This window comes from Paraburkholderia sp. SECH2 (assembly GCF_030464795.1).
Taxonomy (GTDB): Bacteria; Pseudomonadota; Gammaproteobacteria; order Burkholderiales; family Burkholderiaceae; genus Paraburkholderia; species Paraburkholderia aspalathi.
In genome coordinates this window covers 69,160-91,795 of the sequence record NZ_JALPRH010000010.1, presented here as the reverse complement: position 1 = coordinate 91,795, position 22,636 = coordinate 69,160, and the positions used below count along the sequence as shown (strand labels likewise).

The 22,636-nt window shown below is 63.9% G+C and carries 23 protein-coding genes; 15 read left to right on the top strand and 8 right to left on the bottom strand.

Going from position 1 to position 22,636, the window contains the following annotated elements; genetic code table 11:
• Window positions 1–29 precede the first annotated feature (29 nt).
• The 8 genes from M0D66_RS18480 to upp all read right to left on the bottom strand — a co-directional run bounded on the left by M0D66_RS18480 (window position 30) and on the right by upp (window position 6,520).
• Window positions 30–161, bottom strand: a complete 132-nt coding sequence (locus M0D66_RS18480) for a hypothetical protein (protein WP_266211099.1) — start codon at window positions 159–161, stop codon at window positions 30–32.
• Window positions 162–190: 29 nt separating this feature from the next.
• Complete coding sequence (gene rlmH / locus M0D66_RS18475; RefSeq protein WP_093639533.1) at window positions 191–661, bottom strand: 23S rRNA (pseudouridine(1915)-N(3))-methyltransferase RlmH; 471 nt, start codon at window positions 659–661, stop codon at window positions 191–193.
• 99 nt (window positions 662–760) lie between these two features.
• Window positions 761–1,216, bottom strand: coding sequence for a ribosome silencing factor (rsfS, locus tag M0D66_RS18470; RefSeq protein ID WP_200564433.1), 456 nt, complete (start codon window positions 1,214–1,216; stop codon window positions 761–763).
• A gap of 4 nt (window positions 1,217–1,220) precedes the next feature.
• A complete protein-coding gene (locus M0D66_RS18465) occupies window positions 1,221–1,973 on the bottom strand; it encodes a nicotinate-nucleotide adenylyltransferase (protein WP_200620048.1) in 753 nt (250 codons plus the stop codon).
• Window positions 1,974–1,999: 26 nt separating this feature from the next.
• Entirely contained in the window at window positions 2,000–2,923 is a 924-nt protein-coding gene (gene hemF, locus M0D66_RS18460) for an oxygen-dependent coproporphyrinogen oxidase (RefSeq protein ID WP_093639540.1), read from the bottom strand.
• Window positions 2,924–3,160: 237 nt separating this feature from the next.
• Complete coding sequence (purD, locus tag M0D66_RS18455; RefSeq protein WP_093639543.1) at window positions 3,161–4,459, bottom strand: phosphoribosylamine--glycine ligase; 1,299 nt, start codon at window positions 4,457–4,459, stop codon at window positions 3,161–3,163.
• 239 nt (window positions 4,460–4,698) lie between these two features.
• Entirely contained in the window at window positions 4,699–5,427 is a 729-nt protein-coding gene (locus tag M0D66_RS18450; RefSeq protein ID WP_054035139.1) for a YebC/PmpR family DNA-binding transcriptional regulator, read from the bottom strand.
• A 442-nt stretch (window positions 5,428–5,869) separates the two neighbouring features.
• Window positions 5,870–6,520, bottom strand: a complete 651-nt coding sequence (gene upp / locus M0D66_RS18445) for a uracil phosphoribosyltransferase (RefSeq protein WP_012432337.1) — start codon at window positions 6,518–6,520, stop codon at window positions 5,870–5,872.
• 236 nt (window positions 6,521–6,756) lie between these two features.
• Between upp and M0D66_RS18440 the strand changes: the two genes are divergently transcribed.
• The 15 genes from M0D66_RS18440 to M0D66_RS18370 all read left to right on the top strand — a co-directional run bounded on the left by M0D66_RS18440 (window position 6,757) and on the right by M0D66_RS18370 (window position 22,602).
• Complete coding sequence (locus M0D66_RS18440; RefSeq protein WP_200651615.1) at window positions 6,757–7,539, top strand: SDR family oxidoreductase; 783 nt, start codon at window positions 6,757–6,759, stop codon at window positions 7,537–7,539.
• 76 nt (window positions 7,540–7,615) lie between these two features.
• Window positions 7,616–8,005 carry a methylglyoxal synthase gene (locus M0D66_RS18435; protein ID WP_093639549.1) on the top strand — a complete coding sequence of 130 codons (390 nt, stop codon included), beginning with the start codon at window positions 7,616–7,618 and terminating at the stop codon, window positions 8,003–8,005.
• A 53-nt stretch (window positions 8,006–8,058) separates the two neighbouring features.
• Complete coding sequence (locus M0D66_RS18430; RefSeq protein WP_200620068.1) at window positions 8,059–9,033, top strand: quinone oxidoreductase; 975 nt, start codon at window positions 8,059–8,061, stop codon at window positions 9,031–9,033.
• Between the two features lie 171 nt (window positions 9,034–9,204).
• Window positions 9,205–9,318 carry a potassium ABC transporter ATPase gene (locus M0D66_RS18425; RefSeq protein WP_093639552.1) on the top strand — a complete coding sequence of 38 codons (114 nt, stop codon included), beginning with the start codon at window positions 9,205–9,207 and terminating at the stop codon, window positions 9,316–9,318.
• On the top strand, window positions 9,315–9,407 hold the full coding sequence (gene kdpF / locus M0D66_RS18420; RefSeq protein ID WP_007175651.1) for a K(+)-transporting ATPase subunit F: 93 nt from the start codon (window positions 9,315–9,317) through the stop codon (window positions 9,405–9,407). Before M0D66_RS18425 ends, kdpF begins: the two co-directional genes overlap by 4 nt.
• A complete protein-coding gene (gene kdpA / locus M0D66_RS18415; RefSeq protein WP_200651616.1) occupies window positions 9,404–11,209 on the top strand; it encodes a potassium-transporting ATPase subunit KdpA in 1,806 nt (601 codons plus the stop codon). Before kdpF ends, kdpA begins: the two co-directional genes overlap by 4 nt.
• 68 nt (window positions 11,210–11,277) lie before the next feature.
• Window positions 11,278–13,362 (top strand): potassium-transporting ATPase subunit KdpB, encoded by a 2,085-nt coding sequence (gene kdpB, locus M0D66_RS18410; RefSeq protein ID WP_054034985.1) that lies wholly within the window; start codon window positions 11,278–11,280, stop codon window positions 13,360–13,362.
• Window positions 13,363–13,392: 30 nt separating this feature from the next.
• Entirely contained in the window at window positions 13,393–13,971 is a 579-nt protein-coding gene (kdpC, locus tag M0D66_RS18405; RefSeq protein ID WP_093639558.1) for a potassium-transporting ATPase subunit KdpC, read from the top strand.
• A gap of 146 nt (window positions 13,972–14,117) precedes the next feature.
• Window positions 14,118–16,952, top strand: a complete 2,835-nt coding sequence (locus M0D66_RS18400; protein ID WP_200620053.1) for a DUF4118 domain-containing protein — start codon at window positions 14,118–14,120, stop codon at window positions 16,950–16,952.
• Window positions 16,945–17,643, top strand: coding sequence for a two-component system response regulator KdpE (kdpE, locus tag M0D66_RS18395; RefSeq protein ID WP_093639564.1), 699 nt, complete (start codon window positions 16,945–16,947; stop codon window positions 17,641–17,643). The genes M0D66_RS18400 and kdpE overlap by 8 nt, the downstream gene beginning before the upstream one ends.
• A 154-nt stretch (window positions 17,644–17,797) precedes the next feature.
• Window positions 17,798–18,118 carry a quaternary ammonium compound efflux SMR transporter SugE gene (gene sugE, locus M0D66_RS18390; RefSeq protein ID WP_054034983.1) on the top strand — a complete coding sequence of 107 codons (321 nt, stop codon included), beginning with the start codon at window positions 17,798–17,800 and terminating at the stop codon, window positions 18,116–18,118.
• 259 nt (window positions 18,119–18,377) lie between these two features.
• A complete protein-coding gene (locus tag M0D66_RS18385) occupies window positions 18,378–18,989 on the top strand; it encodes a DUF4126 domain-containing protein (protein ID WP_093639570.1) in 612 nt (203 codons plus the stop codon).
• A 56-nt stretch (window positions 18,990–19,045) separates the two neighbouring features.
• Window positions 19,046–21,562: an ABC transporter permease gene (locus tag M0D66_RS18380; protein WP_234487659.1), complete on the top strand. Its 2,517-nt coding sequence runs from the start codon at window positions 19,046–19,048 to the stop codon at window positions 21,560–21,562.
• A 28-nt stretch (window positions 21,563–21,590) separates the two neighbouring features.
• Window positions 21,591–22,004 (top strand): group II truncated hemoglobin, encoded by a 414-nt coding sequence (locus tag M0D66_RS18375; protein ID WP_093639573.1) that lies wholly within the window; start codon window positions 21,591–21,593, stop codon window positions 22,002–22,004.
• A complete protein-coding gene (locus M0D66_RS18370; protein ID WP_200651617.1) occupies window positions 21,997–22,602 on the top strand; it encodes a DUF924 family protein in 606 nt (201 codons plus the stop codon). Before M0D66_RS18375 ends, M0D66_RS18370 begins: the two co-directional genes overlap by 8 nt.
• The last annotated feature ends 34 nt before the right edge of the window (window positions 22,603–22,636 follow it).

The following is a 22,636-nucleotide window of genomic DNA, read 5'->3' as shown; positions in this document are numbered from 1 at the left end:
GCGCGAGGCGCGCGCGATGAGCGTATCAGTCAGGCGACGATGAACGAGCCGAAGGACACGATGAAAAGCGCGTCGATCAGCGTATCGATGAACGCGCCTGCAAATGCGCCCACAAGCACGTCCACAAGCGCGTCAATCAGCGCAGGCAACAGGACCGGCAAACACGCGATCCGTCAGCCGCCTCGTTCGCTCACACGCGGTGATAGGGGTGATTTTGCGTGATGGTCCACGCGCGGTAAAGCTGTTCGGCGAGCAGCACGCGCACCATGGCGTGCGGCAGCGTCAGGCTGGAGACACGCAGCAGCATATCGGCGCGTGCTTTCAGATCGGGATCGAGCCCGTCGGCGCCGCCGATCAGAAACGCCACGTCGCGGCCGTCCTGCTGCCAGCCGGGGAGGGCGCCGGCGAGCTGCATCGTGGTCCAATCCTTGCCGCGTTCATCGAGCGCGACGATGCGCGCGTTCTTCGGCAACGCGGCTTCGATTTTCTGCCGCTCGGCCGCCATCACACTTTCGGCCGGACGCCCCGACGAACGCTGCTCGGGCTTGATCTCGCGCAGCTCGATACGCAGCTCGGGCGGCATGCGCTTCGCGTATTCGTCGAAGCCGGTGGCGATCCAGTCCGGCATCTTGTGGCCGACGGCGAGGATGTGCAGTTTCATGACGGATGTAATCGGGGGCGCAAGCGCTGCAATCGCTTCAATCGCGCACGCATGCTCTGACTTTGCGTCGCGGACTTCAGCGGTTTGCCCGCCGCGTACTTACTTGCGGCGTACCGGCGTCTTGCGTGCAGGCTTTTTGACAGCCGGCGCTTCGTCTTCTTCGTCCTCGTCATCCGGCTCGCTTGAGCGCGCGCCGCCGAACGGATCCGGCGTGGACAGCTTGAGGCGCACCGGCTTGTCGCCCCAGATTTCTTCGAGGTTGTAGTACTGGCGCAGCGCCGGTTGCAGGATGTGCACGATCGCGTCGCCGCAATCGACCAGCACCCATTCGCCGACGTCGTCACCTTCGGTGCTGATGACGTCGCCGCCGTTTTCCTTGACGCTCTCGCGCACGCTCGAAGCGAGCGCCTTGGTCTGGCGGTTCGAGGTGCCGGAGGCGACGATCACGCGATCGAACAGCGCGGTCAGGTGGCTGGTGTTGAACACCTTGATGTCTTGCGCTTTGACGTCTTCGAGAGCGTCGACAATCACGCGTTGCAGTTTGCGAATATCCATGGGGTTACCGGTGGTACAGATGATGTTGAAGAATATAGTCCCACACCGCAGTGGGGACATGGCTTGCGGCCCGGGCCTGGTTCCTGTCTTGCGGTTCGCCGCCTGCGAGGGCGAGCCGCTGGGTCACCTGTTCGCGCAGATGCGCGCGAATGTCGGTGGCCGAGACGTTGAACGCAAGCGTCGTATCGATCAGCAAGTGCCCGCAGGGGGTGGCTTGCAGAACGTCGGCGCGGGCACGGCGCGCGTCGATTTCTTTAGCGACCACGGGCGGAATCGATGCGAGGTCGAAACCGGGGCGCGTGGCCGCGCAGATGTGAGCAAACTCGAACAGGCGCCGCCAGTCGCGCCATGTGTCGAGATGCACCAGTTGATCCGCACCGATCAGAAGCGCAATCGACGCATTCGGACCTTCGCGTTCACGCCATAACTGCAGCGTGTTGATCGTGTATGTCGGACCGTCGTGTTCGATCTCGTCGGTCGCCACCCGCACGGTCACGCCCGGCAGCACCAACGCAGTGGCGGCGGCGCGGGTCATGGCCAGCCTGTGAACAGCCGCTGACACGTCTGTTTTCTGCCAGGGCTGTCCGGCCGGCAGCAGCACCAGCTCGGTCAGGTTCAGCACCTCGGCGAAACGCCGCGCGAGCGCGAGGTGGCCGTCGTGGATCGGATCGAAAGTGCCGCCGAGCAGTCCAATCCGGCGAGGCAGGGCGACAGGATGAGCGTTCGGCTTCAGGTGAAGATCCTTTGTCGTGGTCACGTGGTGTGCGGTGTGGGCTTAAAGCCTCACACCCACTCGCGCGGCACGAGAAAATCGGTGTAAAGACGCGCTTCCGGCGTGCCCGGTTCGGGATGCCAGTTGTAGCGCCAGTTCACCACAGGCGGCATCGACATCAGTATCGATTCGGTGCGTCCGCCGCTCTGCAGCCCAAACAGTGTGCCACGGTCGAAGACCAGATTGAACTCGACGTAGCGGCCGCGCCGGTATGCCTGGAAGTCGCGCTCGGCTTCGCCGTACGGAATGTTGCGGCGCTTTTCGATGATCGGCATGTACGCTTTGAGGAATCCTTCGCCGACGCTTTTCAGCATCGCGAACGATTGATCGAAGCCCGGCGCCGAGAAATCGTCGAAGAAAATCCCGCCGATGCCACGCGGTTCATTGCGGTGTTTGAGGAAGAAGTATTCGTCGCACCAACGCTTGAAACTCGGGTAGAGGTCGGCGCCATAAGGCTGCAGCGCGTCGCGGCACACCCGATGGAAATGCTGCGCGTCTTCCTCGTAGCCGTAGTACGGCGTCAGATCCATGCCGCCGCCGAACCAGAACACCGGCTCTTCGCCGGCCTTGGTCGCGATCAGCAGACGCACGTTCATATGCACGGTCGGGCAGTGCGGATTGTGCGGGTGCAGCACGAGCGAAACGCCCATGGCTTCGAAACCACGGCCGGCCAGTTGCGGGCGTGCGGCGCTTGCCGAACCCGGCAACGCGTCGCCTGCTACGTCCGAAAAGCCGATGCCGGCCCGCTCGAAGAAGTTGCCGCCTTCCAGAATCCGTGTGTAGCCGCCGCCGCGCAGCTTTTCGCCGGGGGCGCGCTGCCATGCGTCGGTCGCGAACGGCTTACCGTCGAACGCGCCGAGCGTGTCCGCGATATGCGTTTGCAGGCCTTGCAGCCAGCTGCGCACGGCCTGTGCGTCATAGCTCGAATCGGTCATGAATGCAGATGCAGAGGGCGGCACGCCTGTCGTGCCGCGGGTTTTTCTTGAAGGGCGAGCGCCGGGCCTTCGTCCGGATATTCCTGAAGGCGCGGTGCTACGGTCGTTCGCGCCGGGTGAAATGCCGCTCAACCGGGGTGAGCCCACATGGAGCGGTGGGCGCCGTGATGACCGCGATGGCCGCGAAAACCCGCAGTGTAGCGCCGTTGGCGCCGCACGCGGGCGAGTGGGGCGGGCTTAGTGCTTGCCTTCGGTCTTGGCGTCGTGCTTGCGGTTCAATGCGCGGTAGCCGATGTCGCGGCGATATTGCATGCCGTCGAACGAAATCTGGTTGATCGTCTCGTACGCGACCGACTGTGCGCTGCGCACCGAATCCGCCAGCCCGACCACACACAGTACGCGGCCGCCCGACGTGGTCAGCTTGCCGTCCGCCAGCGTGGTGCCGGCGTGGAAAGTGACCGAATCGCCGGTTTCCGCCGGGATATCGCTAATCCGGTCACCCTTGCGCGGCGTGTCCGGATAGTTGTATGCGGCGAGCACCACGCCGAGCGCGGTACGGCGGTCCCATTCGAGTTCGATCGTATCGAGCGTGCCGGCGATGGCCTGTTCGACCACCTTCGAAAAGTCGCCCTTCAGGCGCGCCATGATCGGCTGCGTTTCCGGGTCGCCCATCCGGCAGTTGAATTCGAGCGTCTTCGGGTTGCCTTGCGCGTCGATCATCAGGCCGGCGTACAGGAAGCCCGTGAAACGGATGCCTTCTTTCTCCATGCCGCGCACGGTCGGCTGGATGATTTCGCGCATCACGCGTGCATGCAGTTGCGGCGTGACGATCGGCGCGGGCGAATAGGCGCCCATGCCGCCAGTGTTCGGACCCTGGTCGGCGTCGAGCAGGCGCTTGTGATCCTGGCTCGAAGCAAGCGCCAGCACATGCTTACCGTCCACCATCACGATGAAGCTGGCTTCTTCGCCGGCGAGGAATTCCTCGATCACGACGCGCGCGCCGGCATCGCCCAGCTTGTTGTCCGACAGCATCATGTCGACGGCGGCGTGCGCTTCTTCCAGCGTTTGCGCAACCACGACGCCCTTGCCGGCGGCGAGGCCGTCGGCCTTGATCACGATCGGCGCGCCCTTGGCGTCCAGATACGCGTGCGCGGCGGCGACGTCGGCGAAGGTTTCGTACTCGGCGGTCGGGATCGCGTGGCGCTTCATGAACGCCTTGGCGAAATCTTTCGAGCTTTCGAGCTGCGCGGCTTCTTTGCTCGGTCCGAAAATCTTCAGACCGCGCGAGCGGAACAGATTGACGATGCCCGCGGCGAGCGGCCCTTCCGGTCCGACCAGCGTGAACGCGATCTGTTCTTTCTCGACGAAATCGGCGAGTTCGGCCGGATCGGTGATGTCGATATTGCGCAGACGCTCGTCCTGGGCGGTGCCGCCATTGCCGGGCGCAACGTAGACGAGCTGAACCCGCGGCGATTGCGCGAGCTTCCATGCCAGCGCATGTTCGCGACCGCCGGAACCGACGACGAGTAACTTCATGTGAATCCCCGAGACTTAAAAACCATAAACGGCTGAAGCATCACGCCCAGCCGTGGAAAAACAGCGAGGTTTGCAATGGGCCCGCAGCCAGGCAGCGGCGCAGGGCACATAGCGAACCCGGGTGGTGGCGGTGCGGAAGGCCCCAACCAACGCCCGCTCTGCAGCAACGCGAGTGCTAACCGGCGGCGCGGGCGTGTGGTTCGCTGCAGAGCCACGCGCCATGTGCCGCCGGGACACGCTCATTCGTCGGCGATCGCGGCGTTTGTATAGACTTCCTGCACGTCGTCCAGACTCTCCAGCGCGTCGAGCAGCTTCTGCATCTTCACCGCGTCGTCGCCCGTGAATTCGACTTCCGTCTGAGGTTTCATCGTCACCTCGGCCAACTCGGCCTTGAAGCCCGCGGCTTCGAGCGCGGTCTTCACCTTCGGGAAATCGTTCGGCGGGCACAGCACTTCGATACTGCCGTCTTCGTTCGTGACAACGTCTTCAGCGCCGGCTTCGAGCGCGGCTTCCATCAGCTTGTCTTCCGGCGTGCCGGGCGCGAACAGGAACTGGCCGACGTGATCGAACATGAACGACACCGAGCCGTCCGTGCCCATGTTGCCGCCGTTCTTCGAGAACGCGTGACGCACGTCCGCCACCGTACGGGTGCGGTTGTCGGTCATGGTGTCCACGATCACTGCCGCGCCGCCGATGCCATAGCCTTCGTAGCGGATTTCTTCGTAGTTTGCGCCATCGACACCGCCCACACCGCGCTGGATCGCACGGTTGACGTTATCTTTCGGCATGTTGGCGTCGTACGCCTTTTCGACGGCGAGCCGCAGACGCGGATTCGAGTCGATGTCGCCGCCACCCATGCGGGCTGCCACTTGGATTTCCTTGATGAGCCGCGTCCAGACCTTGCCGCGCTTGGCGTCTGCCGCTGCTTTTTTATGCTTGATGTTGGCCCATTTCGAATGACCCGCCATACTTTTCTCCGTCGCGCGCGCCAGTGGGGCGCACGCATAGTGCAATTGTCGTTGCGATGTCGGGCGCGCGGCGCTGCTGATTGCGGCCTTGCGCCTCGATGTCAAACCGCTCGGCGCCGGACCGCCCGGTGTCAGGCTTTCCTCAGCTGGATCGCGCCCGGCCGGACCCGGCTAGCGGAACCAAAGGTTGGCAGCGCGGTTGGGGCGGGGCAGGACGGTCAGCGGGCGGCTCAGCGGCGCCCCAGGTGCGCCGGTCCCGGCAGACCCGGCGTGAAGGCGTGATGCACCGCGTGGCAGTGCAAGTCGAGCCGCTCTTTGAGCGGATTCGAATTTTATCACGGCGCAGGGGTGCGGCAGAGGAGAGCGTAGTCGGAAATCACGGGGAAACTGCGCGGTGGCGGCGCGTTGCGCGCACCACCCCGCTGCTTTCTTCAGTCCGCTGTCAGTTTTTCGTGCCGAACAGGCGGTCGCCGGCGTCGCCGAGACCCGGCACGATATACGCGTGTTCGTTCAGGTGCGAATCGAGCGACGCCACGTACAGTTTGACGTCCGGATGCGCGTCCTGGAACACCTGCACGCCTTCCGGCGCGGCCACCAGCGCGAGGAACATGATGTTCTCGCCGGCCACGTTGCGGCGCTTGAGCACGTCCACCGCATGCACGGCCGAGTAGCCGGTCGCGACCATCGGGTCGCACAGAATGAACACGCGGTCTTCCAGATCCGGCAGGCGCACCAGATACTCGACCGGGCGATGGTCTTCGGCGCGATACACGCCGATGTGGCCCACGCGCGCCGACGGCACCAGCTCCAGCAAGCCGTCCGACATGCCGATGCCGGCACGCAGAACCGGCACGATCGCCAGTTTCTTGCCGGCGATCACCGGCGCGTCGATCTCGACCAGCGGCGTGGTGAGGCGGCGCGTGGTCATTGGCAGATTGCGGGTGATCTCGTAGCCCATCAGCAGCGTGATCTCGCGCAGCAGTTCGCGGAACGTGCGAGTCGAGGTGTCCCGGTCGCGCATATGCGACAGCTTGTGCTGGATCAGCGGGTGATCGAGGATGAAAAGATTGGGAAAACGGCTGTCCTGGGTCATGGCGGGGGCGCAAGCGGCGGCTAGAGGGATCGGTTTGGCGCTCCGCACGGCCTGAAACCGGCAGGCGGGCGCGCCACGGCGCAAGTTTACCGAAAGAGTGGCGCCGGAAGATACCGGAGATTGCAGTGGCCCGGCGCAGTCCGGCACCGATTCTTCTAGAATCGGGGGATTCTTTGCCACGATTGGGCAACCGCGGGACCATCCCCGCGCCACGAGTACGTCATGAGGATAGGCACATGGACATGGGAATCGCAGGACGCACCGCGCTGGTTTGCGCGGCCAGCAAGGGTCTGGGGCGCGGCTGCGCGGAAGCGCTGGCAGCCGAAGGCGTCAACCTGACGATCGTCGCGCGCACGGCTGAGACGCTGGAGGCGACCGCCGCCGAGATTCGCAACCAGAGCGGCGTCGAAGTGAAAACGGTGGCGTGCGACATCACCACGCCCGAAGGACGCGCCGCGGCGCTTGCCGCCTGTCCGCAGCCGGACATTCTGGTTAACAACGCGGGCGGCCCGCCGCCGGGCGACTTCCGCAACTTCACGCACGAAGACTGGATTCGCGCGCTGGAGAGCAACATGCTGACGCCGATCGAGCTGATCCGCGCGACCATCGACGGGATGAGCGAGCGTGGCTTTGGGCGCATCGTCAACATTACGAGCTCGGCGGTCAAGGCGCCGATCGATGTGCTCGGTCTCTCTAACGGTGCGCGCTCGGGGTTGACCGGTTTCATTGCGGGACTGGCGCGCAGCAAGGTGGCTGCCTCGGGCGTGACGATCAACAGCCTGTTGCCGGGCCTGTTCGACACCGACCGCATCGCCACCACCTTTGCGGCGCAAGCCAACGCGCAACACATTTCCGTCGATGATGCGCGCAAGCAGCGCATGAAGACGATTCCCGCCGGCCGTTTCGGCACGCGTGACGAATTTGGCCGCGCCTGTGCGTTCCTGTGCAGCGTGCATGCCGGCTACATCACCGGGCAGAACTGGCTGATGGACGGCGGCGCTTACCCCGGTACGTTCTGAGCGTGTACGTTCTGACACACCAGCAGCACCTTCACTACAACAACGACAATCACAACGGTTTCAGGAGTCTTACGTCATGAGCACCCGCATTGCGCTGATCGCGCACGATCACAAGAAAGACGACATCGTCAAACTGGCCGGCGAATACGTCGATACGCTGAGGCGTTGCGAGATCGTCGCGACCGGCACGACCGGCACGCGCATTGGCGATGCGCATGGCCTCACGGTCGAGCGCATGTTGTCCGGCCCGCACGGCGGCGACCTGCAGATCGGCGCGCAGCTTGCGGAAGGGCGGGTGGACATGGTGATCTTCCTGCGCGACCCGATGACGCCGCAGCCGCACGAACCGGATATCAACGCCTTGGTGCGTGCCTGCGACGTTCACAACATTCCATGCGCCACCAATATTTCGACCGCGCGAATGATTCTCGACGTACTGACCTTGCGCCTCACGCAGCGGGTCTAGGCGAACGCGGTGGTGTTTCAAGATCGAACGAAACCACAAACCAGGGAGACATGATGGTCAAAGCAATCCGATTCGACAAAACCGGCGGCCCGGAGGTGATGAAATGGGTCGACGTCGAAGTGGGCGAGCCGGTCGCGGGCGAGATCCGCATCAAACAGACTGCGGTCGGGCTGAACTATATCGACGTGTATTTCCGCAAGGGCTTGTACCCACTGCCGTTGCCGGGTGGACTCGGGATGGAAGCGGCGGGTGAAGTCACGGCGGTCGGCCCTGGCGTGACCGGCTTCAAAACGGGCGATCGCGTAGCCTACGTGGCGCGCCCGCCTGGCGCATACGCCCAGGAGCGTGTGTTGCCGTCGGCGCTAGCCGTCAAGGTGCCGGACGCGTTGAGCGACGAGCAGGCAGCCTCCGTGATGCTGCAAGGGCTGACCGCGCAATACCTGCTGCGCCGCACGTATCCGGTGAAGGCCGGCGACACGATCCTGATTCAGGCCGCGGCCGGTGGCGTTGGCCTGCTGGTTTGCCAGTGGGCGAAGGCGCTCGGCGCCACGGTGATCGGCACGGTCGGTTCCGACGAGAAAGCCGAAATCGCCAAAGCACACGGTTGCGATCACCCCATCGTCTATACGCGCGAAAACTTCACCAAGCGCGTGCGCGAGATCACCAATGGCGCAGGGGTGCCGGTGGTGTACGACTCGATCGGCAACGACACGTTTACGGCTTCGCTCGATTGCCTCGCACCGCTTGGCATGTTCGTGAGCTTCGGCAATGCCTCGGGACCGTTGCCGCCGATCGATTCGTCGGAATTCGCCGGACGCGGTTCGCTGTTCTTTACGCGTCCCACGCTCTTCACGTATATCGCCAAACGCAGCGACTACGAGGCGATGTCCTCGGAGCTGTTCGACGTCCTGGTGTCGGGCAAGGTGAAGGCGAGCATCAATCAGCGCTATGCGCTGGCTGATGTCGGGCAGGCCCATGCGGATCTCGAAGGGCGCCGCACCACCGGTTCGACGGTTCTGCTGCCGTAAACCCGAAAGACCGCAAACCCATACCCAGCGGGTCAAGGCCGTTCCATCTCCCGATGGAACGGCCTTTTCCGTTTACGCGATTTTTACATCCCATCCCAGATCTTTGACCAGCCCTTTACGCGGATCGGCATAACGTTGCACCTATCCAAAGTCCGTGAATGGGGAATAGAAATGGATGTGCTGTATGTCGGGGGGATGGTGCTGTTTTTCGCGCTGACCTTTGGGTTGATTGCCGGCTGCGAGAAGTTGATGCAGTTCCGGCGTGGCCAGGGAGCTCGCTCATGACCTGGATTCTCTGGTTGTCTGGTGCGGCGACCGCGCTGCTGTTTGTGTACCTGGTCTATGCGCTCTTGCGCGCGGAGGACATTGAATGAACTCGAACAATGTCCTGCAAGCGGGTTTCTTCATCGTCGTGCTGCTGGCTGCCGCGGTGCCGATGTCCCGTTATCTGAGCAATGTGATGGACGGCAGCTCGCGCGTGGTCCGCTTCGGCGGTCCTATCGAACGTTTGCTGTATCGCATCGCGGGCGTCGATCCGTCGGCGGAAATGGGCTGGAAGCACTACGCCATCGCCACGATCGCGTTCAACGCGCTCGGCACGCTGTTTCTTTACCTGTTGCTGCGCGTACAAGGCTGGTTGCCGGGCAACCCGCAGCAGTTCGGCCCGATGACGGTCGACGGCGCGTTCAATACAGCTGTCAGCTTCGTGACCAACACGAACTGGCAGGATTACACGCCTGAGCAAACCGTTGGCTATCTCGCGCAGATGCTCGGCTTCACTGTGCAGAATTTCTTCTCGGCCGCCACCGGCATCGTGGTGGTGATCGCGCTGATTCGCGGCTTTGCTCGTCACACTGCGCAAACCATCGGCAACTTCTGGGTCGACCTGACGCGCGTGACGCTCTACGTGTTGCTGCCGATGTCGGTGATCATCGCTGCGATCCTGATGAGCCAGGGTGTGATCCAGAACTTCAAGTCGTATCAGGACGTGCCGACGTTGCAAACCACTACGTACGCCGCCCCGAAGCTCGATGCACAAGGCAATCCGGTGAAGGACGCCAAGGGCAATGCGGTGACGGTCGATACGCCGGTGAAGACGCAGACCATCGCGATGGGCCCGGTTGCTTCGCAGGAAGCGATCAAGATGCTCGGCACCAACGGTGGCGGCTTCTTTAACGGCAACTCGGCGCATCCGTACGAAAACCCGACGCCGTTCTCGAACTTCGTCCAGATCTTCTCGATCCTGATCATTCCGGCGGCATTGGCACTCGTATTCGGCCGCATGATCATGGACCGCAAGCAAGGCGTGGCCGTGCTCGCGGCAATGACGATCGCTTTCGGCGTATGCGTGTTCGGCGAAATCGGCGCCGAGCAATCGGGTAATCCGGCGTTGACCGCGTTGCACGTCGATCAATCGGCGAATGCGATGCAGTCGGGCGGTAACGCGGAAGGCAAGGAAACGCGCTTCGGTATCGCGCAGTCGGGCATCTTCACGGTGGCGACCACGGCGGCTTCGTGCGGCGCGGTAGCGAATACGCACGACTCGCTGACGCCGATCGGCGGCCTCTATCCGATGCTGCTGATGCAACTCGGCGAAGTGATCTTCGGCGGCGTGGGTTCCGGTATGTACGGCATGCTCGTGTTCGCACTGCTGGCCGTATTCGTGGCAGGCCTGATGATCGGCCGCACGCCTGAATACGTCGGCAAGAAGATCGAAGCGTACGAGATGAAGATGGTGTCGATCGTGGTGCTGCTCACGCCGCTGCTGGTGCTGGTGGGCACGTCGATCGCGGTGCTCAGCGATGCGGGCAAGGCCGGCATTCTGAACCCCGGCGCGCACGGCTTCTCCGAAATCCTTTACGCGTTCAGCTCGGCTGCGAATAACAACGGCAGTGCGTTTGCAGGCCTCACGGTCAGCACGCCGTTCTACAACTGGCTCACGGCTATCGCGATGTGGTTCGGCCGCTTCGGCACGATCATTCCGGTGCTGGCAATTGCCGGTTCGCTGGCTTCGAAGAAGCGCATCGGTGTGACCGGCGGCACGCTGCCGACTCACGGCCCGCTGTTCGTCGTGCTGCTGCTCGGCACGGTGCTGCTGGTCGGCGCGCTGACTTATGTGCCTGCGCTTGCGCTCGGACCTGGTGTCGAACATCTGATGATGATGGGCGCCCATTGAGGCGGCCCATTGAGATGACACCAGCGACCAACGAGTGAACAGGCGCAAACGGGAAATTCGAGGATTCAATGACTGAACATAATGCAACCAGGTCCATGTTCGACCCGGCGCTGCTGCGCCCGGCGATCGTGGACTCCTTCAAGAAGCTCACGCCGCGCACGCAGTTCCGTAACCCGGTGATGTTCTGCGTGTACGTCGGCAGTATTCTGACGACCATTCTGTGGATCGCCGCGCTCGGCGGTCAGGCTGAGGCGCCCGCGGGCTTCATTCTCGCGGTCACCTTGTGGCTGTGGTTCACGGTGCTGTTCGCGAACTTCGCGGAAGCGCTTGCCGAAGGCCGTTCCAAGGCCCAGGCAGCGTCGCTGCGCAGCGCGAAGAAAGACGTGATGGCCAAGAAGCTCAACGAGCCGCATCCGAAGTCGCCGATCCGTATTCTGACGGCGTCCGATCTGCGTAAAGGCGACGTTGTGCTGGTCGAAACCGGCGACGTGATTCCGGCTGACGGCGAAGTGATCGACGGTGTTGCGTCGGTCGACGAATCGGCGATCACGGGTGAATCCGCACCGGTGATTCGCGAGTCGGGCGGCGATTTTTCGTCGGTGACGGGCGGCACGCGCGTGCTGTCGGACTGGATCGTCGTGCGTGTCACGGCGAATCCGGGTGAGGCCTTCCTCGACCGCATGATCGCGATGGTCGAAGGCGCCAAGCGTCAGAAGACGCCGAACGAAATCGCCCTGACGATTCTGCTGGTCGCGCTGACCATCGTGATGTTGCTGGCTACCGCCACGCTGCTGCCGTTCTCGATGTTTTCGGTCGAAGCTGCAAAAGCGGGTCACGTGGTCACGATTACCGCGCTGGTCGCGCTGCTGGTGTGTCTGATTCCGACCACCATCGGCGGACTGTTGTCGGCGATCGGTGTGGCCGGTATGAGCCGCATGATGCAGGCCAACGTGATCGCCACCTCGGGCCGTGCTGTTGAAGCCGCAGGTGACGTCGACGTGCTGTTGCTCGACAAGACCGGCACGATCACGCTCGGTAACCGCCAGGCTTCGCAGTTCGTGCCGGCGCCGGGCTTGACCGAAGAAGCACTGGCCGACGCCGCCCAGCTTTCGTCGCTCGCTGACGAAACGCCGGAAGGCCGCAGCATCGTCGTGCTGGCCAAGCAGCGCTTCAATATCCGTCAACGCGATATGGCTTCGCTGAAGGCGGAATTCCTCGCCTTCACGGCGCAAACGCGGATGAGCGGTGTCGATCTGCCGGGCCGTGAAATCCGCAAGGGCGCGGCCGACGCAGTGAAGAACTACGTCGAAGCAAACGGCGGCCGTTTCCCGAACGAAGTCAGCACGGCAGTGGCCGAAGTCGCACGCCGCGGCAGCACGCCGCTGGTGGTCGCCGAGAAAGGCGAGCAGGGCGCACGCGTGCTCGGCGTGATCGAGCTGAAGGACGTGGTGAAGGGCGGTATCAAGGAACGCTTCGCCGAACTGCGCAAGATGGGTATCAAGACCATCATGGTGACGGGCGACAACCGCCTGACCGCAGCAGCGATCGCAGCGGAAGCAGGCGTCGACGATTTCCTCGCCGAAGCCACGCCGGAAGCGAAGCTCGCCACGATCCGTTCGCACCAGGCCGAAGGGCGTCTGGTGGCGATGACCGGCGACGGCACCAACGACGCCCCGGCGCTGGCACAGGCCGACGTCGCGGTGGCGATGAACACCGGCACGCAGGCAGCGAAAGAGGCCGGCAACATGGTCGACCTTGATTCGAATCCGACCAAGCTGATCGAGATCGTCGAAATCGGCAAGCAGATGCTGATGACGCGCGGTTCGCTCACGACGTTCTCGATTGCGAACGACGTGGCGAAGTACTTCGCGATCATCCCGGCGGCGTTCGCGACCACGTATCCGGCACTGAACGCGCTGAACGTGATGCATCTGGCTACGCCGGCCTCGGCGATCATGTCCGCGGTGATTTTCAACGCGCTGATCATCGTGCTGTTGATTCCGCTGGCGCTCAAGGGCGTGCGTTATCGCGCGCTGGGTGCGGCGATTCTGCTGCGCCGCAATCTGCTGATCTATGGTTTGGGCGGGATCATCGTGCCGTTCATCGGCATCAAGCTGATCGATATGGTGCTGGCCGCGTTCGGCTGGGTTTGAGCAGCGGCTGTTTAAGAGGAATTACTCATCATGAAAAATCTGTTCCGTCCGTTAATCGTGATCTTCGCGGTGCTGACCGCGGTCACCGGCCTCGCTTATCCCGCCGTGATGACCGCGGTCGGTCAGGCGGCCTTCAACAACCAGGCCAACGGCAGCATGCTCGAGAAGGACGGCAAGGTGGTCGGCTCGAAGCTGATCGGCCAGCAGTTCGATGCGCCGCAGTACTTCTGGGGCCGTCTGTCGGCCACCAGCCCGATGCCGTACAACCCGCAGGGCTCGAGCGGTTCGAATCTCGGACCGACCAACCCGGCGCTGCTCGATGAGGTCAAAGGCCGCATCGACGCGTTGAAGGCTGCCGGCACGGATATGTCGAAGCCGGTGCCGGTCGATCTGGTGACGTCCTCGGGCAGCGGTCTCGATCCTGAGATCAGCCCGGCGGCTGCCGCGTATCAGATCGAACGCGTTGCCAAAGCGCGCAAGCTTGCCGCCAACGATGTGCAGGCACTGGTCGATCGTTATACGAGCGGCCGCCAGTTCGGCATTTTCGGTGAGCCGCGCGTGAACGTGCTGCAACTGAATCTGGCGCTCGATGAGATGAAACAAGGTTGAGCGTCGCTGACGTCGAAAAGCGTCGATGATGGCTATGCTTCAAGGAGGCGGCGTCCATGCGGGGCCGCCTTCGCCATTTGCGGCGCGGCCGCTGCCGTGCCACCATGCAGGCACTATCGCTCGCCTTACTATGAAAACCATTGAGCATGAACCGCCCCGATCCTGATGAACTGCTCGACAAGCTGCAACGTGACGAAGAAAAGCGTCAGCGAGGCAGGCTGAAGATTTTCTTCGGCGCGTCGGCGGGCGTCGGCAAAACTTATGCGATGTTGCAGGCCGCGCGGCGCCGTGCCGATGAAGGCGCGGACGTGGTGGTCGGCATTGCCGAAACGCATGGCCGCAGCGAAACCGCTGCGCTGCTCGAAGGCCTCGACGTGCTGCCGCTCGCGCATATCGAGTATCGCGGCCGCAAGCTCGGCGAGTTCGATCTCGACGCCGCGCTCGCCCGCAAGCCGCAACTGATTCTCGTCGACGAACTCGCGCATTCGAATGTGCAGGGCGCCCGACATCTGAAGCGCTGGCAGGACGTCTATGAACTGCTCGACGCGGGCATCGACGTCTACACCACAGTCAATGTCCAGCACCTCGAAAGCCTGAACGACGTGGTCGGCCAGATCACCGGCATCCGCGTCTGGGAGACGGTGCCCGACCGCGTGTTCGATCGCGCTGACGAAGTCACGCTGGTCGACCTGCCCGCCGAAGAACTGCTCGACCGGATGCGCGACGGCAAGGTGTATTTGCCGCAGCAGGCCGAGCGCGCGGTGCGCAACTTCTTTCGCAAGGGCAACCTGATCGCGCTACGCGAGCTGGCATTGCGCCGCACCGCCGACCGCGTCGATGCGCAGATGCGGGAATATCGCGCCGATCGTTCGATCCAGCGGATCTGGCAGGCGCGGGAGCGCTTGCTGGTGTGCGTCGGCCCTGGCCCGGAAGCACCGATGCTGGTGCGCGCGGCGGCGCGTCTCGCTGCCAGCCTGAAGGCCGACTGGATCGCCGTTTATGTGGAAACGCCCGCGCTGCAGCGCTTGCCCGACGCGCGCCGCGAACGCACGCTTAATGCCTTGAAGCTCGCCGCCGAACTCGGCGCTGAAACTGCGACGCTCGCCGGCACCGATGCGGTCGCGGCGCTGATCGGTTACGCGCAGGCTCGCAACGTCTCGAAGCTGGTGGCCGGCGCATCGGCGCGCACCGGTCTCAAGCGCTGGCTGCGCCGGCCGCTCGGTGAACGTATCGCCGAACGCGCGGGCGATCTCGATCTCACACTGATCCGCGCGTCGTCGGAACGTGATGGCGCTGAACATCGGCGCTTACTGAACACTACCGCCAACGCGTGGCGCGAGGCGTTGAGCACGGCGCGCGAACGCCGTTCGCCGCCGCGCGCCTACGGCATCGCGCTGGCGATTTGTGCGGCCATTACGCTGCTGTCGAGCCAGTTGATCGACCATATCGATCTGACCAACCTCGTCATGCTGTATCTGCTCGGCGTGATCTTCACGGCCGTGAAGCTGGGGCGCGGGCCGGGCGTCGTGCTGTCGTTCATGAGCGTGGCCGCGTTCGATTTCTTCTTCGTGCCGCCGCGCATGTCGTTGTCGGTGTCCGATACGCAGTATCTGCTGACCTTCTTCGGCATGCTGCTGACGTCGCTCGTCATCAGCCATCTCACGTCGAGCTTGCGCCGCGAGGCGAGTGTTGCGCGGCGTCGGGAGCAACGCACCGGCGCGATGTATGCGATGGCGCGTGAGCTGGCGGCGGCGCTCACCATGGAGCAGATCGTCGGCATCGGCAGCCGGCACGTGAGCGAAGTGTTCGGCGCGCGCGTCGCGATTCTGTTGCCGGACAGCGCCGATCAGGTGAAGCAGAAGATCGAGGACCCGGACGCTACGATCACGCTCGAAGGCGAGATGCTCGATATCGACGTCGGTCAATGGGTCTACGACCAGCAGAAGCCTGCCGGGCAAGGCACTGATACGCTGCCGGCCGCCGCCGCGCTGTATCTGCCGCTGAAGGCGCCGATGCGCACGCGGGGCGTGCTCGCCGTCGTGATGCGCGATGAGCGCGAGCTGGACGTGCCCGAGCAGCAGCGCATGCTCGACGCATTCGCCGCGCAAATCGCGCTGGCTCTCGAGCGTGTGCACTACGTCGACATCGCTCGCGATGCGCTCGTCAATATGGAATCCGAACGCTTGCGCAATTCGCTCCTCTCGGCGATTTCGCACGACCTGCGTACGCCGTTGACGACGATCGTCGGCTTCTCGTCGATGCTGGCGCAATCGCGCGAGGCGCATCCCGATGCGCAACCGGGCGACGATCTCGTCGAAGCCATTCACGAAGAAGCGCTGCGCATGACCGGCATCGTCACCAATCTGCTCGACATGGCGCGCTTGCAAGCCGGCAGCCTGCAGTTGAATCAGCAGTGGACGCTCCTCGAAGAAACGGTGGGCGCCGCGTTGCGGGCCTGCAAGCGCGTGCTGGCCAATCATCCCGTACAGGTGAAGCTGCCCGCGGATTTGCCGTTGCTGCATCTCGATGCTGTGCTGATGGAGCGGCTCTTCTCGAACCTGTTCGAGAACGCGGCCAAATACACGTCGCCGGACACGCCCCTGACAATCAGCGCGCAACGTCTCGACGCGGACGGCAAATCGTTCGTACGCGTCGCGGTCGACGATAACGGACCGGGTCTGCCGGCCGGCATGGAAGCGCGTGTGTTCGAGAAATTCACGCGCGGCGAGAAAGAGTCGGCCAAGCCGGGCATCGGCCTTGGCCTCGCGATTTGCCGCGCAATTGTGGAAGCGCACGGCGGTACAATCGGCGCGCTCAATCGGATGTCCGCGGACGGCCGTGTCGAAGGCGCGCGCTTCTGGTTCACGCTGCCGGTGGAAACGCCGCCCGAGGCACCGGATGCGCTGGAAGACGAAGGCGCCGATGCCTTGCCGGACCACGATTTAACTCTTAACCCGCGTTCCAAGCCTAGCCATGAGTGACCCGAGCATCACAGTCGTCCTGATTGAAGACGAAAAGCAGATTCGCCGCTTCGTGCGAACCGCGCTGGAAGGCGAGGGCATCGTTGTGCACGACGCCGAGACCGGCAAGCAAGGTCTCGTCGAAGCCGCGACGCGTAAGCCCGATCTCGTCATCGTCGATCTCGGCCTGCCCGACACCGACGGTCTCGACGTGATTCGCGAGCTGCGTGGCTGGAGCGAGTTGCCGGTCATCGTGCTGTCGGCGCGCACCCAGGAAACCGAGAAAGTCGCCGCGCTCGATGCCGGTGCGGATGACTACCTCACCAAGCCGTTCGGCGTTTCGGAACTGCTGGCGCGGATCCGAGCGCATATGCGGAGGCGCAATCAGGGCGGCGCGAATGAATCGCCGGTGGTGCGCTTCGGCGCGGTGACGGTCGATCTGGCCTTGCGCCAGGTGAGCCGCGACGGCGTGGCCGTCCATCTCACGCCGATCGAATACCGCCTGCTCGCGACACTAGTGCGCCACGCCGGCCGCGTCTTGACGCACCGGCAATTGCTGCGCGACGTGTGGGGGCCGTCACATGTGGAGAGCCACCACTATCTGCGTATCTACATGGCGCATCTGCGCGGGAAACTGGAGCGCGACCCGGCGCAGCCGGAGCATATCGTGACGGAAACGGGCGTGGGATACCGGCTGGTGGGCGCGGTTTGAGCCTGCCCGAGGCGTCCGCCGCGGCCCTTGCGCGTCCTTGCGGCTTGTCGCCGCAGTAAGGCGGCGGCCTATTTTGATATAATTACAGTTCGTAAGGACGACCTTGCGCACTGCTACAAACGGGGACGGCCCCATCTGACCATGGAGCTGTCTCATGTCCTGGATTCTTCTGTTGATTGCCGGTTTGCTTGAAGTCGCATGGGCGGCCGGTCTCAAAACCTCCGAAGGTTTCACCCGGCTCTGGCCGTCCGTGTTCACGATCGTGACCGCGCTCGGCAGCTTCGTTCTGCTCGCCATGGCGATGCGCCAACTGCCGCTCGGCACGGCCTACGCCGTGTGGACGGGGATCGGCGCGGTCGGCGCATTCATCTTCGGCATCGTCATGATGGGTGAGGCCCTGACGGTCGCGCGGGTCGCGAGCGCTGCGCTGATCGTGATCGGATTGATCGGTTTGAAGCTGTCATCGGGGCATTGAGCCCTGTTGGCGGGCCCGAATATCGTGTCCGCGTGCGCTCGAACCGTGCGCCCATACCCTGCCGTTAGAGTCCGCCATTTGTTAGTCACTCTGCGTTCTGCGAATTAACGTGGCTATAATGAGATCGAATCCAACCTGAATTTGCCCGCGGCCTATTTGGCGCGGCCGGCTTGGCGCGGGTCTGACGACTTCGGTGCGGCTGCTCCCTTTCCAATGCCCGTCGAAGCGCCCGGCACGCACAGCGCGCCTGGAGGCGGCCATGCTTGAATCACTTTCGCTCGCTGCGGGCCTCTCATGGGGCAGCGGTCTGCGCCTCTATCTGACAGTCCTGCTGGCCGGCGTGTTCGCACGTCTCGGCTTCATTCATCTCCCCGATACGCTGTCCGCGCTGTCTTCGCCGTGGGTCATCGGTGTCGCCGGCGTGCTGACGGTCACCGAATTTCTCGCCGACAAAATCCCCGCGTTCGATTCCCTATGGGACGCGGTCCATACCTTTATCCGCATTCCCGCCGGCGCCGTGCTGGCGGCCGGCGCGCTCGGCCATGCCGATCCTGCGCTGTTGACGGTCGCCGCGCTCGCGGGCGGCACGCTGGCGGGCACCGCGCATCTGGCCAAAGCGGGTACGCGCGCGCTGATCAATCTGTCGCCGGAACCAGTGTCGAATGTCGTGACCTCGACCGCTGAAGACGGTCTCGTGTTCGGCGGCATGCTGCTCGCGCTGTTCGTGCCGCTTGTGTTCCTGGTCTTGATGGTGGGCTTCCTGATGCTGGCCGCCTGGGCGTTGCCGCGTTTGTGGCGCGGGGTGCAGGGCGGTTTTCGCGGGATGGCGACGCACATGGTGTCGCGCTTTGCCAGGAGCAGGCACGATTGAGCGATACGGGACGCGGGGTAACGGCGCACGCCAAGGCAGCGCGCCGGTTGGGCAGTATGGATCTGTTGCGCCAGGCTATCCGCATGACGGCACGCGACTGGCGCGCCGGCGAATTGACGATGCTGCTGCTGGCGCTGGTGCTGGCCGTCGCGGCGCTGTCGAGTGTCGGCTTTCTGGCTGACCGCTTACATCAGGGGCTCGAACGCGATGCGCGGCGCATGATCGCTGCTGATTTCATCGTTCGCGCCGATCATCCGGTCGATCCGCAGTTCGCGCAGCAAGCCGGCGCGCTCGGTCTGAACACCGCCAGCACGGCGATCTTTCCCAGCATGATCAACTCGACCGGCGCGCAGCCGGTCTCGCGGCTAGCCGCTATCAAGGCGGTGTCGCCGGGTTATCCGTTGCGCGGCGCGTTGCGGATTGCTTCGGCGCCGGGCGCGGCGGACCATCCCACCCAATCGATTCCCGCGCCTGGCACGGTATGGGTCGATCAGGCATTGCTCGACGCGCTGAAGCTGCACGTCGGCGATACCGTGAAGGTCGGGTCCCGCAGCTTCGCGATCGCTGCAGTGATTACGCGCGAACTCGACCGCGGCTTCTCGTTCGTCAATTTTTCTCCGCGCTTGATGCTGCGTGCCGACGATGTCCCGTCGACCGGCCTCATCACCTTCGGCAGCCGCGTGACTTATCGCTTGCTGGTGGCGGGTTCGGATGCGTCGGTGGCGCGCTTCGCGCAATTTGCGCATGACAAGGTGGACGGCGGCAAGATGCGCGGCGTTGCGCTCGAGTCGTTGCAGGACGGCCAGCCGCAAGTGCGTCAGACGCTCGACCGCGCGAGTCACTTCCTCACGCTGGTCTCGCTGCTCACCGCGTTGCTCGCGGCGGTGGCGATCGCCATGGCCGCGCATCGGTATATGCGCCGGCATCTGGATGGCTGCGCGGCGATGCGTTGTCTGGGTGTCAGTCAGGCCACGCTGCGCACGCTGTTCACGCTTGAATTCGTAGGGCTGGGTTTGATCGGTGGCGCGCTCGGCGTGGCGCTCGGTTACCTGGGCCACATGGCGTTGCTGACGTGGCTCGGCAGTCTGATCGACGTCGTGCTGCCGTACCCAACCGCATGGCCCGCGCTCGAAGGTATCGCAGCCGGTCTCGTGTTGTTGCTTGGGTTTGCGTTGCCGCCGCTGTTGCCGCTGACACGCGTGCCGCCGGTGCGCGTGCTGCGCCGCGAATGGGGCGAAGCGGGGCGCACTGCCTGGGCCGCCTACGCGCTCGGCATCGTGCTGTTCGCCGCACTCCTGATCGTCGCCGCGGGCGAGTTGAAGCTTGGTGGCATTGTGGCGGGCGGCTTCGCCGGCGGACTGCTGGTATTCGCGTGCGTCGCGCGGCTGGCGCTGTGGGGCGCGTCGCGTGTAGTGCGCAGCGAGCGCGTGAATGCGGGCATCGGCTGGCGTTACGCGCTGGCGTCGCTGGAACGGCGTAGTGGCGCGAGCGCGCTGCAGATCACCGCGCTCGGCATCGGCCTGATGTGCCTGTTGCTGATTGCGATGACGCGTAACGACCTCGTGGCCGGCTGGCGCAAATCGACGCCGCCCGATGCGCCGAATGAATTCATCATCGATATCCAGCCCGACCAGCGCGACGCCGTCACGCAGTATCTGGGCGCGCACGGCGTGCCTGGCACGGTGCTCGCGCCGATGGTGCGCGGCCGCTTGATTGCGATCAACGGCAAGCCGGTCAATCCGGATTCGTTCAAGGGCGACGATGCGAGGCGTCTCGTCGACCGCGAATTCAATTTGTCGTACACGACCGAGCTGCCTGACGACAACCGTCTCTCTGCCGGCACATGGTATGGCGACACGAAGACGCCGCAGATTTCGATCGAGCAGGGGCTCGCGAAGCTGATCAACGTGAAGCCCGGCGATACACTGCGCTTCGACGTGACGGGTCTGCAGATCGATGCGCCGGTGACGAGTGTGCGCAAGCTCGACTGGGGTTCGTTCAAGGTCAATTTTTTCGTGCTGATGCCGCCGGCCGCCTTGCAGGATTTCCCGGCGACGTTCATCACGAGTTTCCATTTACCGCCCGACAAGCAATCGACCATAGACGGGTTGATCGCCGCCTATCCGAACCTCACGGCAATCGACACCGGTCCGATTCTGGCGCAGGTGCAGCGTGTCCTGCAGCAGGTGATCGGCGCGGTGCAGTTCCTGTTCGCGTTCACGCTCGCGGCCGGCGTGCTGGTGCTCTACGCGGCGCTTGCCGGCACCCGCGACGAGCGTATGCGAGAATCCGCGCTGCTGCGCGCGCTGGGGGCCTCGCATCGCCAGGTGCGGGCGGTGCAGGTTGCCGAGTTCGTGGCGGTTGGCGCGCTCGCCGGTTTGATGGCGGCGCTCGGTGCGCAGGTGATCGGCTGGCAACTGGCGACGCGCGTGTTCGAGTTTTATCTGGCGTTCGATCCGTGGTTGTTGCCGGCGGGTATCGCAGCCGGCATCGCTTGCGCGGGCGTGGGTGGCTGGCTCAGCTTGCGGCATGTGCTGGCACGGCCGGCGTTGCAATCGCTGCGAGACGCGTGATTTTTCTTTTCTGTTTCTGTGATTGGGTATGAGCGATCTTAACGACGAAGTGTCCACGGCACAGCCGACGGCCTTCGAACTGGTGGGCGGTGAAGCGCGCGTGCGCGAACTGGTCGACCGGTTTTATGACTTGATGGATCTCGAAGCGGAATTCGCCGGGATTCGCGCCTTGCATCCCGAGTCGCTCGACGGCTCGCGCGACAAGTTCTTCTGGTTTTTGTGCGGATGGATGGGCGGCCCCGATCATTACATCAGCCGCTTCGGTCATCCGCGGCTGCGCGCCAGACATATGCCGTTTCCGATCGCGTCCAGCGAGCGGGATCAATGGCTTCGCTGCATGGCGTGGGCGATGGAAGACGTTGGGCTTTCGGAGGTATTGAGGGAGCGCTTGCTGGCGTCGTTCTTCGAGACCGCGGACTGGATGCGCAATCGCAATGGTTGAGCGGGTAGCGGAGCCGGAAGCAGCAGATGCGCGGGCGGTCCTGGAGTGCTGGTTCGGCGCTCCGAATACGCCCACCTTCGGTGAGGCGCGCAAGCTCTGGTTCTCCCGCGACGCAGCCTTTGACGCGATGCTGCTGGAACGCTTCGGGGCACTGATCGATGCGGCGCGCGCAGGGTCTCTCGACAGCTGGACAGAGACTCCGCTCGGCGCGTTAGCGCTGGTCATCGTTCTGGATCAGTTTTCGCGCAATTGCCACCGCAACACGCCGCGCGCTTTCGCCGCCGATCACCACGCGCTGCACATCGCGCAACAGATGGTCGCCAGCGGCGCTGATCTTTTATTGCCGACCGCGCATCACCGCGCGTTCGCGTATCTACCGTTTGAACACGACGAAACGCTCGCCAGCCAGCACGAATCGCTGCGCCTGTTCAAGCAGCTGAAGGCGGAGCCGGGTGGTGCGTCCTACTATTCCTCCGCGGTCAGGCACGCCAGAATCGTCGAACGTTTCGGACGCTTTCCCCATCGCAATGCGGTACTTGAGCGCCTGTCGACGGATGAAGAAAAGGCTTTTCTGAAAGAGCCCAGCTCGTCGTTCTAGGTGTGACGACAACGCGCAGGCGCAGTTCGGGCGC

Bases quoted from the DNA above. Each gene is read 5' to 3' on its own strand.
- rlmH (WP_093639533.1), bottom strand. From the start codon at position 661: ATGAAACTGCACATCCTCGCCGTCGGCCACAAGATGCCGGACTGGATC.
- rsfS (WP_200564433.1), bottom strand. From the start codon at position 1,216: ATGGATATTCGCAAACTGCAACGCGTGATTGTCGACGCTCTCGAAGAC.
- hemF (WP_093639540.1), bottom strand. From the start codon at position 2,923: ATGACCGATTCGAGCTATGACGCACAGGCCGTGCGCAGCTGGCTGCAA.
- purD (WP_093639543.1), bottom strand. From the start codon at position 4,459: ATGAAGTTACTCGTCGTCGGTTCCGGCGGTCGCGAACATGCGCTGGCA.
- M0D66_RS18450 (WP_054035139.1), bottom strand. From the start codon at position 5,427: ATGGCGGGTCATTCGAAATGGGCCAACATCAAGCATAAAAAAGCAGCG.
- upp (WP_012432337.1), bottom strand. From the start codon at position 6,520: ATGACCCAGGACAGCCGTTTTCCCAATCTTTTCATCCTCGATCACCCG.
- M0D66_RS18440 (WP_200651615.1), top strand. From the start codon at position 6,757: ATGGACATGGGAATCGCAGGACGCACCGCGCTGGTTTGCGCGGCCAGC.
- M0D66_RS18435 (WP_093639549.1), top strand. From the start codon at position 7,616: ATGAGCACCCGCATTGCGCTGATCGCGCACGATCACAAGAAAGACGAC.
- M0D66_RS18430 (WP_200620068.1), top strand. From the start codon at position 8,059: ATGGTCAAAGCAATCCGATTCGACAAAACCGGCGGCCCGGAGGTGATG.
- M0D66_RS18425 (WP_093639552.1), top strand. From the start codon at position 9,205: ATGGATGTGCTGTATGTCGGGGGGATGGTGCTGTTTTTCGCGCTGACC.
- kdpF (WP_007175651.1), top strand. From the start codon at position 9,315: ATGACCTGGATTCTCTGGTTGTCTGGTGCGGCGACCGCGCTGCTGTTT.
- kdpA (WP_200651616.1), top strand. From the start codon at position 9,404: ATGAACTCGAACAATGTCCTGCAAGCGGGTTTCTTCATCGTCGTGCTG.
- kdpB (WP_054034985.1), top strand. From the start codon at position 11,278: ATGACTGAACATAATGCAACCAGGTCCATGTTCGACCCGGCGCTGCTG.
- kdpC (WP_093639558.1), top strand. From the start codon at position 13,393: ATGAAAAATCTGTTCCGTCCGTTAATCGTGATCTTCGCGGTGCTGACC.
- M0D66_RS18400 (WP_200620053.1), top strand. From the start codon at position 14,118: ATGAACCGCCCCGATCCTGATGAACTGCTCGACAAGCTGCAACGTGAC.
- kdpE (WP_093639564.1), top strand. From the start codon at position 16,945: ATGAGTGACCCGAGCATCACAGTCGTCCTGATTGAAGACGAAAAGCAG.
- sugE (WP_054034983.1), top strand. From the start codon at position 17,798: ATGTCCTGGATTCTTCTGTTGATTGCCGGTTTGCTTGAAGTCGCATGG.
- M0D66_RS18385 (WP_093639570.1), top strand. From the start codon at position 18,378: ATGCTTGAATCACTTTCGCTCGCTGCGGGCCTCTCATGGGGCAGCGGT.
- M0D66_RS18380 (WP_234487659.1), top strand. From the start codon at position 19,046: ATGGATCTGTTGCGCCAGGCTATCCGCATGACGGCACGCGACTGGCGC.
- M0D66_RS18375 (WP_093639573.1), top strand. From the start codon at position 21,591: ATGAGCGATCTTAACGACGAAGTGTCCACGGCACAGCCGACGGCCTTC.
- M0D66_RS18370 (WP_200651617.1), top strand. From the start codon at position 21,997: ATGGTTGAGCGGGTAGCGGAGCCGGAAGCAGCAGATGCGCGGGCGGTC.